13 protein-coding genes and 1 pseudogene are annotated in these 12,771 nt (G+C 44.7%); 5 read left to right on the plus strand and 9 right to left on the minus strand.

Going from position 1 to position 12,771, the window contains the following annotated elements; genetic code table 11:
- Positions 1-45: 45 nt before the first annotated feature.
- From uppS to rpsB, 5 genes are all read right to left on the minus strand, one after another.
- On the minus strand, positions 46-834 hold the full coding sequence (gene uppS / locus JC525_RS01765; protein WP_198813834.1) for a polyprenyl diphosphate synthase: 789 nt from the start codon (positions 832-834) through the stop codon (positions 46-48).
- Between the two features lie 8 nt (positions 835-842).
- Positions 843-1,400, minus strand: a complete 558-nt coding sequence (gene frr / locus JC525_RS01770) for a ribosome recycling factor (RefSeq protein WP_198813836.1) — start codon at positions 1,398-1,400, stop codon at positions 843-845.
- 23 nt (positions 1,401-1,423) lie between these two features.
- Complete coding sequence (gene pyrH, locus JC525_RS01775) at positions 1,424-2,161, minus strand: UMP kinase (RefSeq protein ID WP_014948554.1); 738 nt, start codon at positions 2,159-2,161, stop codon at positions 1,424-1,426.
- Between the two features lie 234 nt (positions 2,162-2,395).
- The gene (tsf, locus tag JC525_RS01780; RefSeq protein WP_198813838.1) at positions 2,396-3,268 is read right to left on the minus strand and encodes a translation elongation factor Ts; all 873 of its coding nucleotides are present in this window, start codon (positions 3,266-3,268) and stop codon (positions 2,396-2,398) included.
- A 121-nt stretch (positions 3,269-3,389) separates the two neighbouring features.
- Entirely contained in the window at positions 3,390-4,121 is a 732-nt protein-coding gene (rpsB, locus tag JC525_RS01785) for a 30S ribosomal protein S2 (RefSeq protein ID WP_198813840.1), read from the minus strand.
- Between the two features lie 411 nt (positions 4,122-4,532).
- On the opposite strand from rpsB, the gene map reads away from it, so the two are divergent.
- The 3 genes from map (at position 4,533) to dapD (ending at position 9,053) form a co-directional block, all read left to right on the plus strand.
- A complete protein-coding gene (gene map, locus JC525_RS01790; protein ID WP_198813842.1) occupies positions 4,533-5,327 on the plus strand; it encodes a type I methionyl aminopeptidase in 795 nt (264 codons plus the stop codon).
- Between the two features lie 253 nt (positions 5,328-5,580).
- The gene (glnD, locus tag JC525_RS01795) at positions 5,581-8,232 is read left to right on the plus strand and encodes a [protein-PII] uridylyltransferase (protein ID WP_198813844.1); all 2,652 of its coding nucleotides are present in this window, start codon (positions 5,581-5,583) and stop codon (positions 8,230-8,232) included.
- Positions 8,229-9,053 carry a 2,3,4,5-tetrahydropyridine-2,6-dicarboxylate N-succinyltransferase gene (dapD, locus tag JC525_RS01800; protein ID WP_198813846.1) on the plus strand — a complete coding sequence of 275 codons (825 nt, stop codon included), beginning with the start codon at positions 8,229-8,231 and terminating at the stop codon, positions 9,051-9,053. Before glnD ends, dapD begins: the two co-directional genes overlap by 4 nt.
- A gap of 130 nt (positions 9,054-9,183) precedes the next feature.
- Here dapD and JC525_RS01805 read toward each other — a convergent pair whose 3' ends face one another.
- The 3 genes from JC525_RS01805 to JC525_RS01815 all read right to left on the minus strand — a co-directional run bounded on the left by JC525_RS01805 (position 9,184) and on the right by JC525_RS01815 (position 10,876).
- Positions 9,184-9,633 carry a flavodoxin gene (locus tag JC525_RS01805; protein ID WP_198813848.1) on the minus strand — a complete coding sequence of 150 codons (450 nt, stop codon included), beginning with the start codon at positions 9,631-9,633 and terminating at the stop codon, positions 9,184-9,186.
- A gap of 66 nt (positions 9,634-9,699) precedes the next feature.
- A complete protein-coding gene (gene truC, locus JC525_RS01810) occupies positions 9,700-10,539 on the minus strand; it encodes a tRNA pseudouridine(65) synthase TruC (protein ID WP_198813850.1) in 840 nt (279 codons plus the stop codon).
- A complete protein-coding gene (locus tag JC525_RS01815) occupies positions 10,532-10,876 on the minus strand; it encodes a YqcC family protein (protein WP_232362808.1) in 345 nt (114 codons plus the stop codon). The genes truC and JC525_RS01815 overlap by 8 nt, the downstream gene beginning before the upstream one ends.
- Before the next feature lie 205 nt (positions 10,877-11,081).
- Between JC525_RS01815 and JC525_RS01820 the strand changes: the two genes are divergently transcribed.
- Together JC525_RS01820 and JC525_RS01825 are read left to right on the plus strand one after the other, a co-directional pair.
- Positions 11,082-12,131 (plus strand): DUF3549 family protein, encoded by a 1,050-nt coding sequence (locus tag JC525_RS01820; protein ID WP_198813852.1) that lies wholly within the window; start codon positions 11,082-11,084, stop codon positions 12,129-12,131.
- Positions 12,132-12,434 carry a DUF3301 domain-containing protein gene (locus JC525_RS01825; protein WP_198813854.1) on the plus strand — a complete coding sequence of 101 codons (303 nt, stop codon included), beginning with the start codon at positions 12,132-12,134 and terminating at the stop codon, positions 12,432-12,434.
- 107 nt (positions 12,435-12,541) lie between these two features.
- Here the strand turns inward: JC525_RS01825 and JC525_RS01830 are convergent.
- Positions 12,542-12,718 (minus strand): annotated as a pseudogene (locus JC525_RS01830) (IS3 family transposase); the annotation flags it as partial.
- Positions 12,719-12,771: the final 53 nt, after the last annotated feature.

Here is a 12,771-nt window from a genome sequence, read left to right on the forward strand (position 1 = left end):
TTGGCTATCGTTACCAGGGCAAGCCTGATAATTGCCTGTATGGTGTTAACCATCGGCTGTAACTACTTGTTCGCCCGTTAGGCCGAAACGACGTTGGCGAACATTGAAATCGTCTACGGCTAATTGAAAAACGTCTTCATTGAAGTCGGGCCATAGAACATCAGTGAAATACAATTCAGCATACGCACACTGCCATAGCAAAAAATTACTTATACGATGCTCGCCACCGGTGCGAATAAGAAGGTCTAACTCAGGAAGGTTAGCGGTTGAAATGTGCGCATTGAATGCGTCTTCGTCGATGTTTTCAACGTCAATCTCACCACTTTTCACTTGCGTAGCAAGCTTTTTAGCAGCATTAACGATATCCCATCTACCGCCGTAGTTTGCAGCGATATTTAAAACTAAGTCTTTATTATCTTTGGTCATCGCTTCGGCTTTTCGAATCTTTTCGACCAGCTTGGCATCAAATGCCTCCACGTCGCCGATGACCTGCAGACGAACACCATTCTTGTGTAGTCGTTTTGCTTCACTATTAAGGACAAGATTAAACAAGTCCATTAAAACACTGACCTCTTCCTCTGGCCTTTTCCAGTTTTCACTTGAAAACGCAAATAGAGTGAGAGATTCAATGCTGTTTTGACGCGCAAAGCGCACGACAGAACGAACCGACTCTACCCCGGCTTTATGTCCAAAGGTACGAATTTTCCCTTTCTTTTGCGCCCATCGACCGTTGCCATCCATAATAATAGCAACGTGCTTAGGGCCAGTAGTTGTATTTACTACTGGCACCTCAGCTTTCGTCGATTTGGCTGCGCTTAAACGCTTTCCAATCATAATGCTTACTATACTTCCATTAATTCTTTTTCTTTGTCAGCAAGCATGCTGTCAACTTTTTTAATGAAATCGTTAGTAATAGATTGGATATTCTCTTCCGCTGCACGGCTCTCATCCTCACTGATCTCTTTTTCTTTAAGAAGATCTTTAACATCGCCATTAGCGTCACGACGAATGTTACGGATAGCGACGCGACCACCTTCCGCTTCGTTGCGAACAACGCGAATAAGGTCTTTACGACGCTCTTCTGTAAGTGGAGGAAGTGGAATACGAATTGAACCACCCGCACTCATTGGATTAAGGCCTAAGTCAGACTGCATGATCGCTTTTTCAACGGCTTGAATGGCGCTTTTGTCGAATACAGTAAGCGCTAATGTGCGGCTGTCTTCAGCCACAACGTTTGCCACTTGCTTTAACGGCGTATCTACACCGTAATAAGGTACCATGATGCCGTCTAAAAGGCTTGGATGCGCACGCCCTGTGCGAATTTTGCTGAATTGGCTTTTAAGCGCAACTAGGCTTTTCTCCATGCGCTCTTGCGCATCTAATTCAATTTCATCAATCATGATTTGTATCCTATTGTTCTTAATTAATCGTTGTCAGCGTGGCGAATTACAGTACCTTCTTTCTCGCCCATCACCACGCGTTTTAGGCAACCTGGCTTATTCATGTTGAATACGCGAATAGGTAGACTGTGATCGCGCGCTAATGTAAACGCTGACAAGTCCATCACTTTAAGTTCTTTTTCTAGTACTTCTTGATAAGTCAGCTCTTCATAGAGCGTAGCTTCCGGATTTTTCACCGGGTCGTCGCTATATACTCCATCGACTTTTGTCGCTTTTAATACCGCATCCGCTTCAATTTCGATACCGCGCAAGCAAGCCGCTGAGTCGGTCGTAAAAAATGGGTTACCTGTGCCGGCAGAAAAGATGACAACCCGGCCTGACTTGAGGAGGCTGATGGCTTCTGCCCAGTTGTACGCATCACATACACCGTTAAGCGGGATGGCAGACATCATGCGAGCGTTGACGAACGCACGGTGTAGCGCATCGCGCATGGCAAGACCATTCATTACAGTGGCCAACATACCCATGTGATCACCAACAACGCGGTTCATACCCGCTTTTGCTAGCCCCTCACCGCGGAAAAGGTTACCACCACCGATAACGAGACCAACTTGAACACCAAGTTCAACCAGCTCTTTGATTTCTTGTGCCATTCTGTCAAGCACTTTAGGGTCTATGCCAAAGCCTTCCGCCCCCATTAGGGCTTCACCACTAAGCTTTAACAAAATGCGTCGGTATGCTGATTTTGGTGTGATACTCATAGTTTGAATTGTCCTCGTAAACCCGTTTTGTCCTATGCCTTTCGTCGCATTATACGCAAAAAGCATAGGACAAAGCGCTTTCGTTTTTTGGGCAGGCGCTTACTTGTCTCGCCTAGCTTCACACTTACGCAATGCAATGGCAAGACGAAAGAGGTTCAGCTATAAAAAAGCACCTCCTAGGAGGTGCTTTGTAGTTTATCTAACTATTGCTTGATGCAAAAGATAAACACTCAATTATTTCTTAGCAGCAGCCATTTGAGCAGCTACTTCAGCAGCGAAGTCTTCAGTCTTCTTCTCGATACCTTCACCTACTTCGAAACGTACGAAGTTGATAACGTCTGCGCTGTTGTTCTTAAGAAGCTCAGCAACAGAGATTGAAGGATCTTTAACGAAAGGCTGACCAGTCAGACTCACTTCGCCAGTGAACTTCTTCATGCGGCCTGCAACCATCTTCTCAGCGATATCAGCTGGCTTACCAGACTGGATAGCGATTTCGATTTGGATTTCTTTCTCTTTCTCAACAACTTCAGCCGGAACATTCTCTGGCTTAACGAACTGCGGGCTAGCAGCAGCAACGTGCATTGCAACGTCTTTCGCTAGTTCTTCAGAACCGCCAGTTAGGATAGAAATCACACCAATACGGCCGCCGTGTATATAAGCGCCTAGTGTATCGCCTTCAACGTTGATAACGCGACGAGGAGAGATGTTTTCGCCGATTTTAGCAACAAGTGCGTCACGCGCTTCGCTAACTTTAACGCCATTCATGTCCGCGTCATTAAGCGCTTCGATGTCGTTGATGTTGTTCGCAGCTGCTACTTCTAAAAGCGCGTTACCGAACTTAAGGAAACCTTCGTCACGTGCTACGAAGTCAGTTTCGCAGTTTAGTTCAAGCATGGTCGCGCGACCACCTTCAACTTTAGTAAGGATAACACCTTCAGCCGCGATACGACCTGCTTTTTTCGCCGCTTTCGCTTGACCTGATTTACGCATGTTTTCAATGGCTAACTCAATGTCACCATCCGTTTCAACCAGGGCTTTTTTACAATCCAGCATACCTGCGCCAGTACGTTCGCGCAGTTCTTTAACTAGTGCTGCAGTCACTGCCATTTTTCAATTCCTCAGCATTTAATATAAATTCGTTAGGTAAAAGGGGCGATATCGCCCCTCTCAATACGTTTCGTATTGTAGTACTGCCATATTATCTAGATATGACAGTAAGCAATCAGAATTACTCTGCCGCTTCTACGAAGTCGTCTTGCTCAGCTTGTACTTCAAGGTTGCTTTCGCGACCTGAGTTGATAGCGTTTGCAGCAGCATCCAAGTAAAGTTGGATAGCGCGGATAGCATCGTCGTTACCAGGGATGATGTAATCAACACCGTCTGGGTTAGAGTTAGTATCAACAACACCAACAACAGGAATACCTAAGTTACGCGCTTCTGTTACAGCGATGTGCTCGTGATCTGCGTCGATAACAAAGATTGCGTCTGGAAGACCGCCCATGTCTTTGATACCGCCAAGGCTGTTTTCAAGCTTGTCCATTTCGCGCTGAAGCATAAGTGCTTCTTTCTTAGTTAGCTTCTCAAACGTACCGTCTTGGCTTTGTTGCTCAAGTTCTTTAAGACGCTTGATTGACTGACGCACTGTTTTCCAGTTAGTCAGCATACCACCTAACCAACGCTTATTTACGTAGTACTGGTCGCACTTAAGCGCAGCATCTTTAACTGCTTCGCCAGCGGCGCGCTTAGTACCAACGAAAAGAACTTTACCTTTCTTCGACGCAACACCTGAAAGGTAGTTAAGTGCGTTGTTGAAAAGTGGAACCGTTTTTTCAAGGTTGATGATATGAACTTTATTACGTGCACCGAAGATGAAAGGCTTCATCTTTGGGTTCCAGTAACGAGTTTGGTGACCGAAATGCACACCGGCTTTCAGCATGTCACGCATAGAAACATTAGCCATTTTATTTTCCTCTTGGGGTTAGGCCTCCATATACCCCTTGTATCGATTCAGCCCAACCTAAATTGAACTGAACACCCCGATACGAAGTGTCGGTATATGTGTGTTTTAATAAAATAAATTTACCCTCTAAAACGGTGCTGAATGCGTGTGGCAAAATGAGCTTTCCGTCAGGGCGCGCGCTTTATATCACAATCTAACCTTCGCCTCAAGTTTTGAGGGCAAAAAGACGGGGGTTGATATGATTTGGTAGTGGTGAGTAAAGCGCCTTGGGCACACTTCCTCATTCATTAGCGTTGCATAAATATAGTCACGTAATTTCAGCACCTTACTAAGAATGACCTGAATGGTGTTATACTGCGTAAAAAAGCAAATTCTTCATCAATACTAGTTTCAAACGATTTGAGAGGCGCTGTGACAGCTATTATCAAAACCCCCGAAGAAATCGAGAAAATGCGCGTAGCCGGTAAACTGGCTGCCGAGGTTCTCACAATGATAGGGCCTTATGTTAAGAAAGGCGTGACTACTGACGAATTAAATACTATCTGCCACGATTACATCGTAAACGAGCAGAAGGCAGTGCCGGCACCACTAAATTACGGCCACCCGCCGTTTCCAAAGTCAATTTGCACATCGGTAAATCATTGTATCTGCCACGGCATACCTTCTGACAAAAAACTGAAAGACGGCGATATCGTTAATATCGACGTTACCGTTATTAAAGACGGCTATCATGGCGATACATCAAAAATGTTTGTAGTAGGTAAGCCCTCAATTCTTGCCGAGCGCCTTATTCGTGTAACTCAAGAATGCTTATACAAAGCCATCGAACAAGTGAAGCCGGGAATGCGTCTTGGTGATATCGGTCATATTTGTCAAACCCACGCCGAAGCGCATAACTATTCAATTGTTCGCGAATACTGTGGCCACGGTATTGGCGCAAGTTTCCACGAAGAGCCCCAGATTGTTCATTACGGTAAACCAGGCACGGGTGATGTATTGGAGCCGGGTATGTGCTTTACCATCGAACCTATGGTAAATGCGGGCAAACGCTATTCAAAAGTGCTGCCAGATCAATGGACCGTTGTCACTAAAGATAGAAGTTTAAGTGCTCAATGGGAACATACGCTGCTTGTAACAGAGACCGGCGTTGAAGTTCTGACACTTCGAGAAGAAGAGGCATTGGACAGGGTTATTTCGCATAACTAAGTTAAGCCATAGCCTAAGGTAGTTATTTTTTGCGGCATCGACTTATCGTTGCCGCTTTCTCAAACAAATCCAAGGTGCTGGTCACCTTAACAACCTCCTACTCCTCTTTCTTGCCACGCTACACACCTATAACAAAAAACCATAAATATTCACAATTCAACCTAACTTATGCAGTAATTTGCTACTGCGAATTGTTACAAATTCATGCTATTGTTCGTAGCGTTTAAAAAGAAGTCTAATTCGAAGGTGCATTTTGACGCTGCAATCACTGATAAAGAATCTCGACACCATAAACTCTGTGGATGATATTCCGGCAATAAAGTCTTGCGTGGAAGCCAGTTATGCATGGATATCCGAATCCTTCGACATAACGCCTGTTAACCAATTAGTTACTGGACGTGCACAGTTTGTCGATGCGCTTCTTTGTCACCTTTGGCAACTTTATGGTCTTGACACCGTAGACGAACTTTCACTTTGCGCGGTAGGCGGGTACGGCCGAGGTCATTTACAGCCCTACTCTGACATTGATTTACTTATTGTCAGTAAAAAGAAATTGAAGCCTGAAATTCAAGAGAAGATTGGCCAGTTCATTACTCTATTGTGGGACATCAAACTTGACGTAGGCCAATCCGTTCGCACAATCAAAGAAACGGTAAAGTTAGCTAAAGACGATATTACTATTGCAACCAACTTAGTTGAGAGCCGCTTGCTTTGCGGCAGTGAAACCACATTTGAAAAATTGTGGGACGAGGTTAATGGTAGAAACTCATGGTCTAGTAAAGCGTTTTTCTCCGCCAAGTATGATGAACAGAAGAAACGTCATGCAAAGTTCAACGGCACCGCTTACAACCTTGAACCCAATATCAAAGAAAACCCGGGATGTTTGCGCGATATTCAGTCAATTGGCTGGGTAGCGAAAAAGCACTTTAAAGAGTATGACGGCTGGAATTTGGTGGGTCACGGCTACTTTACCGAGCAAGAGCACAGTGAGTTAATTGCCTGTCGTATGCATCTTTGGAAAATGCGCTGCGCACTTCATTTGATTGCTGGTAGAAGCGAAAACCGATTACTTTTCGATTACCAACCCGACGTCGCCAAAATGATGGGGTACGGAGAAGAAGGTAAGCAGTCGGTTGAAAAAATGATGCGCGACTTTTTCCGCACGGTGGCCCGTGTCTCCGAGCTTAACCAAATGCTTCTTCAACGCTTTAAATACGATATGCTAAATCAAAGCGTTCAAAAAAGCGTTGTGATAAATGACGATTTCGAGCTTCTCGACAATATGATTTCGCCAAGGCATGAAAGCGTATTTTCATCACCTGAAGCAATCTTGGATTTTTTGGATTTGGTGGCCAACACTCCTGAAGTGAGAGGCCTTAGCTCCATCTGTATTCGTCAGCTGCGAAATGCTCACCGTGCTTTTGAGGCTGAATACTATGTAGAGCGACCGCTGTGTCGTGAAAAGTTCATGCGTTTAATGAAGCAGCCTGAATTTTTCGATTTTGCGTGGGACATCATGCACCAGTACGGTATTTTGCAGGCTTATTTACCTGAATGGGATACGATTGTAGGCATGATGCAGTTTGACCTGTTCCACGCCTACACGGTAGACGAGCATACCCACAGACTCGTTAAGCATGTAAATTATTTTTTCTCAAAAGAGAACAATGATTTTCCGCGCTGTGGCAGAATTTGCAGAAACCTAGATAAGCCTGAAGTGCTTTATATTGCCGCTATTTTCCACGATATCGCAAAAGGCCGAAATGGCGACCATTCGACATTAGGTGCGCAAGATGTCGCGAAATTTTGTAAGCAGCATAACGTACCCAGTGACGACGCTGAAATGATCGCATGGTTAGTTGAAAACCATTTGCTCATGTCCGTGGTAGCCCAACGTCGCGACATTTACGATCCTGATGTTATTAGTGAATTTGCAAGTGCGGTACGAAGCCACAATCACCTAAACTTGCTTTACACACTTACCCTTGCTGATATCCGAGCAACTAACGACAATCTATGGAACGACTGGAAGGCCTCGCTACTTCGCGAACTTTACCTAATGACACAGAAGGCGTTAGACAATGGCTTACAGTGTCAGGTAACGCTTAACGAACGCGTTGCAACGCATAAGCATCAAGCGAGACAAATTTTACAGGAGCGAGCTATCGATCCTATTTCCATTGATGCATTATGGGCACGCCTTGATGACGACTATTTTGTTCGCTTTAAACCCACGCAAATTGCGTGGCACACCGATGAGATCATAAAGGCGCAAGATGATTGGCTTTCGCCTGAACACGATGGGCTACTTGTTAAAGCAAACGATAACAGCGCAAAAGGTGGCACTGAGGTGTTTGTTTACGGCAAAGACAGAAAAGCTTTATTCGCTCAAGTCGCGTCTGTTCTCGATAGTCGGAACTGTTCAATTCATGACGCCCACGTCACAGTAACACGTGATGGCTATGTATTTGACAGCATGCTTATCCTTGAAAACGATGGAAGCCGGATAAGTTCCGAGTCTCGCATTTCGTCTATTGAAAATGCTATTTCTGCCCAATTAGAAAAACCGGGGCGCTCGCACGAAAACAGGCGCAAATTACCCCGACAAATGAAGCAATTAGACGTACCCACTAAGGTTCGTTTTTTCAGTATCAACGATGAAGCCACACTTATTGAGTTAGAAGCCTTGGACGCTCCGGGCATTTTAGCTAAAATTGGGCATGCATTCGTTGATACTAATATGACGTTAAAGCTTGCAAAAATTGCCACCATAGGCGAGCGAGCTGAAGATATTTTTATCGTCAGCAATGACGCTGGCAAAGCATTAACCCAAGAACAACAGGTAAACCTTAAAAAGCGGATCCTGTTTAAACTCGACCAACTTGAAGATATCACAATACCATGAATGAATTGAAAGCCATTATTGAAGACGCCTTCGAAAATCGCGACAACATTAGCCCTTCATCTGCTCCTGATGAAGTAAGAGATGCAGTAGCACAAGCTATCGACCTCCTTAACAGCGGTAAAGGCCGTGTTGCGGAGAAGATTGCTGGCGAATGGGTAGTACATCAATGGCTTAAAAAAGCTGTTTTACTTTTCTTCCGCCTTCACAACAACGATGTGATTGAAGGCGCCGAAAGTAAGTTTTATGACAAAGTACCGCTTAAGTATACAAACTATACTGCTGAACAGTTTGCGGCTGACGGCGCGCGTATTGTTCCACCAGCAGCGGTACGTACGGGTACATTCGTAGGCAAGAACGTGGTTGTTATGCCTTCTTACGTAAACATTGGTGCGTTCGTTGACGAAGGTACTATGGTTGATACATGGGCGACAGTAGGCTCGTGCGCGCAAATTGGTAAGAATGTTCACCTTTCTGGTGGCGTGGGCATTGGTGGCGTATTAGAACCGCTTCAGGCTAACCCCACCATTATTGAAGATAACTGCTTTATCGGCGCGCGTTCTGAAATCGTAGAAGGCGTGATTGTTGAAGAAGGTTCTGTTATCTCAATGGGCGTTTACATCGGTCAGAGCACTCGTATTTATGACCGCGAAACCGGTGAAGTTCACTATGGCCGTGTACCAGCAGGTTCAGTAGTCGTGGCGGGTAACCTGCCAAGCGCAGATGGTAAATACAGCCTTTACGCCGCTATCATCGTGAAGAAAGTAGATGCGAAGACCCGCGCGAAAGTAGGTATCAACGCGCTACTTCGCGGCGTAGAATAAGCAGTATTTCTGGCTTATCGCTAACGGCTCGGGTTAATTTCAATTAGCCGAGCCACATGCTGAAAGACTCACAAATTAAAAGAGGCGCTTATGCGCCTCTTTCTTTTCGTAATCAGAACATTTCTAAGACTTAAGCCAACAGCTTATCTTTAATGGTGTTTACCCACTCTACTACGTCTTTTTCGGGCTCTAGGGTTTCAATCGCGTCAACCTCTAACATGTCGGCAACTGCGTTACCTTGTAGCTCGATCAGTAACGCATGAAACTGTTTACCTGCACCACAGAAACTATCGCCATAGCTGCTATCGCCTAGCGCTGCTACCGCGAATGGCTTGCCGGTTAGCATAGGCGATTCGTCTTTCAGATCTGAAAACACAGACTCAAGGTTTGGTGGTACATCGCCCTGCCCTGTTGTAGAGGTAATGATCAAAAGTGCGTCAGCATCAGTAAAATCTGCAACCGACGGGTCGCTTTCTAGTGAGCAATCCACGCCCTGTTCAGCTAAGTTCTCTTCCACCTGCTCAGCTACGTGTTGCGCATTGCCGTAAACTGTACCCGCAATAATTTTCAATGTTGCCATTTTTACCTCTTAAACCAATGATCGTCGCCTTTGTCGACAGGCGGAAATTCTTACTATTTTATCAACCTAAACGCAAAACGGCGCTAATTTTTCGAGCCATAGTCGCATTTCACTGTGCATCTGTGAATTAATTGATACCCACTTTCCAGTGACAGGATGAGAAAAGCCCATTTGAGTACAACTTAAGGCCAAATTGTTAAAATTAAAGTGCTGCTTGGCGAATTTGTTTTGTTTGCCGTCCCCGTGGGTCGTGTCGCCGATAATGGGGTGACGAATATGAACCATGTGCCGACGAAGCTGATGTTTACGACCGGTACTAGGAGAAAGCTTAACTAGCGAATATCGTGCACTTTGGTATTTGCCCACAGGCTCAGGCACTTCGAATTTTGCCACTGACTGATACATAGTTGATGCTGGTTGTGGCGGCTGCTGCGGGCGCTTATGCTTGTCTGCAATTTTGTCGTAGCGGTATTTTAGGGCGTAATCGATATACCCTGTGTGATGCACAAAACCGCGAACTATAGCGTGATACGTTTTTACTACCTGCTTGTCCATCATCTGCTGTCCAAGCTTTGCTGCAATTTCTGAGCTAAAGCTAAACACCAGCACACCTGAAGTGGGTCGGTCTAAACGATGAGCAGGATAGACGTGCTGGCCTATTTGGTCTCTAAGTGTCTGTACTGCGAACACCGTTTCATGTCTATCAATCGGGCTTCTGTGTACTAGTAGGCCAGGCGGCTTCTCAATCGCGATGATATGTTCATCTTGGTACAGCACAGGTAAATGAAGAGCATTGACAATATCTTCCTCACCAACGCTTGCCTTTTCTATTATTTGCTCATCTGAATGCACAGTTAATTGGCCTTTTAAATCGTTCTGCATAGTGCGTTGTGTTTGCTCACCCAATGTCTCCATTGGCAATATTATCAATAACTTGAAGCTGGGACAGAGTGCGCTGATGCGCCGATGACAGATATATTTCTGCTGCGGGCGCAATTTGCATGGGTGGTAAAGGCATTTCCTGTTTCAACAAAATGCGCATTTTGGGAATAAAAATAAAAGCCAACCAACTCTCAAACGCTAAACAGTCGACCGCAAAAGGAACTGCACTTTCCGTGGCATTTTTAAGTTCTTGCTCAGCAGGCATTTTCTTAGGCCAAACACCTTCTTGTTCCATAGCAGTTTCTAACTGCTCCAATGCCCTACCTAGTGCATTGTGACAGGCACTACTCACTTTACTCACAGCAACTCCGCAAAAAAACTTCTATTTCGAAGCGCGCAGTATATCAGGGGCTAAAGATCTACATAAGTCCGCGTGTCTTATCGTTGAAATTCACCTGCTGTGATACCATTATCCGTCTTTGTTGGCGGTATCTCATCGACGTGCCCCTTTAAATAGATGTGACAGCCTGGCAAATTTTGATTAAAGCAGTATTTTGGAACGAGTTATGAGCGCTAACAGTATTAATTCTATCAGCGAGTTTTTGTTACATGCAGGCACTGAATACCAGGTTTTTGATTTAGGTCGTCGCCTTGAACCCACAGATAGTCAGACTTTTCTAGAAATAGAAAACGGCAGTGCTTACGCGCCCTACCCTCGTCAGCAGCATGCGTGGTTCGGCATCGTCTTTTGGAATAAAAATGCCTCTACGCAACACTATATTTGGTTTGTGAAACTGCCGCTTGATGAGCAAGGCTTAGTGGTGGCCGCTGCAAGGAATCACTTTCTAGAGATTATTGTTGAGGCATTAGGTCAGTCGGTTGCTGAAGATACTGAAAACGCACAAACACTGCCTGACAATCCTTATTCGTTTGTTCCCAATCAATCGCAGCTTGCTCAATTTAACGCACTAGTTAAACGCACCCTAAGCCAACCTTTAAGTGAAGAAGTACATAGCGTTGAGGCCTATATCCAAGCGCCGCAGCTTGTTGACTGGCAGCACATCTCAATGCAAAGCGTCGCGGATTTTGTACATCGCTTTAGCGCACACCCCAAACGAGGTACTTTAGAAAGTGCGATTAGACACAACATATCGCTTTACTCAACTGTATTCCTTAATACTTTTATGGAAATGAGTGAAAGCGTTACTCTTTCTGAAGATTTGTTAGCCGTGTTTTTAAGCGAAATAGACAAAAGTGCTGATATCAATTTAGCGGCGCTGAGGGGAACCTCCGAAGGAACCTTTAATTCTGAGATAAATAGTAAACTGCTTGATTTGTTAAAACATGAGAAATCACAAAGACTGGATATTCTTAGCGTTATTGCCGCACGCCACTTCGAACAAATGGAACCGTTACTCCTAAGTGCCTTCTTAGAACAAACGGCAAAAATCGATGAGAAAGAAGGTCATCAAGGCGCTTTATTTGCAGGTTTTTTCTCAGATTTAGTACAAATCCCGAAATTACGCAGACAAGTGCTTACGCTTTTGCATTCCAATACGAACTCAATCGTTCTCAAAAACGCGTTTCAACAACTGTTTGCACAAGCGAGAAAGTAAATGACGTTACTTGAGTTGGTGGTATGGATGGTTATCGGGTTTACGGGCTATCAGTTTTGGCGTATTCGCGCCATTTCCGAACAAACAAACACGTATTTAAAGCAGTATTGCGATAAACACAACTTACAATTGTTGAGTGTAGCAAGAGCCAAAACACGATTTTCATTCAAATATGGAAAGCCAGACTGGCACAGTTTGTTCAACTTCGAATTTTCGAGTAACGGCGAAGATAGGTACACCGGCGAAGTTGAGCTGATTGGCGTAAAGGTTGTACGAACCGAATTACCGCCTTATAAGGTATAGGCATACCGCCAATTTCCTTCTACTTGCGTTAAGTGCATAGCGCCCATCATTTCTATGTAAAGACTGACATAAAAGCATTGACCCGTCCTAAGATAGGTTGACAGTTTTTAGGCCAGCTCCAGTAGCTGGCCTTTTTGATTGTGCACCTGATTAGGAGTTTTCATATCCAAACTAAGGTGCGGTCTCATTTCGTTGTAAATCTTAATTGATTCGGTAACGAGTATATTTAATTCCTCTATCGTTTTACATCGATAGATTAAGAACTCTTGCTTGAGTATACCGTGACGTGGTCAAGCAAATTCACACAACCCAGTTAAGCAGCTTTTTCTAAGTCCGC

It is taken from the genome of Alteromonas sp. IB21 (assembly GCF_016405965.1).
GTDB lineage: Bacteria > Pseudomonadota > Gammaproteobacteria > Enterobacterales > Alteromonadaceae > Alteromonas.

Coding starts and splice junctions, on each gene's coding strand:
- JC525_RS01825 (WP_198813854.1), top strand. CDS start 12,132: ATGACGTTACTTGAGTTGGTGGTATGGATGGTTATCGGGTTTACGGGC.
- JC525_RS01820 (WP_198813852.1), top strand. CDS start 11,082: ATGAGCGCTAACAGTATTAATTCTATCAGCGAGTTTTTGTTACATGCA.
- tsf (WP_198813838.1), bottom strand. CDS start 3,268: ATGGCAGTGACTGCAGCACTAGTTAAAGAACTGCGCGAACGTACTGGC.
- frr (WP_198813836.1), bottom strand. CDS start 1,400: ATGATTGATGAAATTGAATTAGATGCGCAAGAGCGCATGGAGAAAAGC.
- pyrH (WP_014948554.1), bottom strand. CDS start 2,161: ATGAGTATCACACCAAAATCAGCATACCGACGCATTTTGTTAAAGCTT.
- uppS (WP_198813834.1), bottom strand. CDS start 834: ATGATTGGAAAGCGTTTAAGCGCAGCCAAATCGACGAAAGCTGAGGTG.
- rpsB (WP_198813840.1), bottom strand. CDS start 4,121: ATGGCTAATGTTTCTATGCGTGACATGCTGAAAGCCGGTGTGCATTTC.
- JC525_RS01805 (WP_198813848.1), bottom strand. CDS start 9,633: ATGGCAACATTGAAAATTATTGCGGGTACAGTTTACGGCAATGCGCAA.
- dapD (WP_198813846.1), top strand. CDS start 8,229: ATGAATGAATTGAAAGCCATTATTGAAGACGCCTTCGAAAATCGCGAC.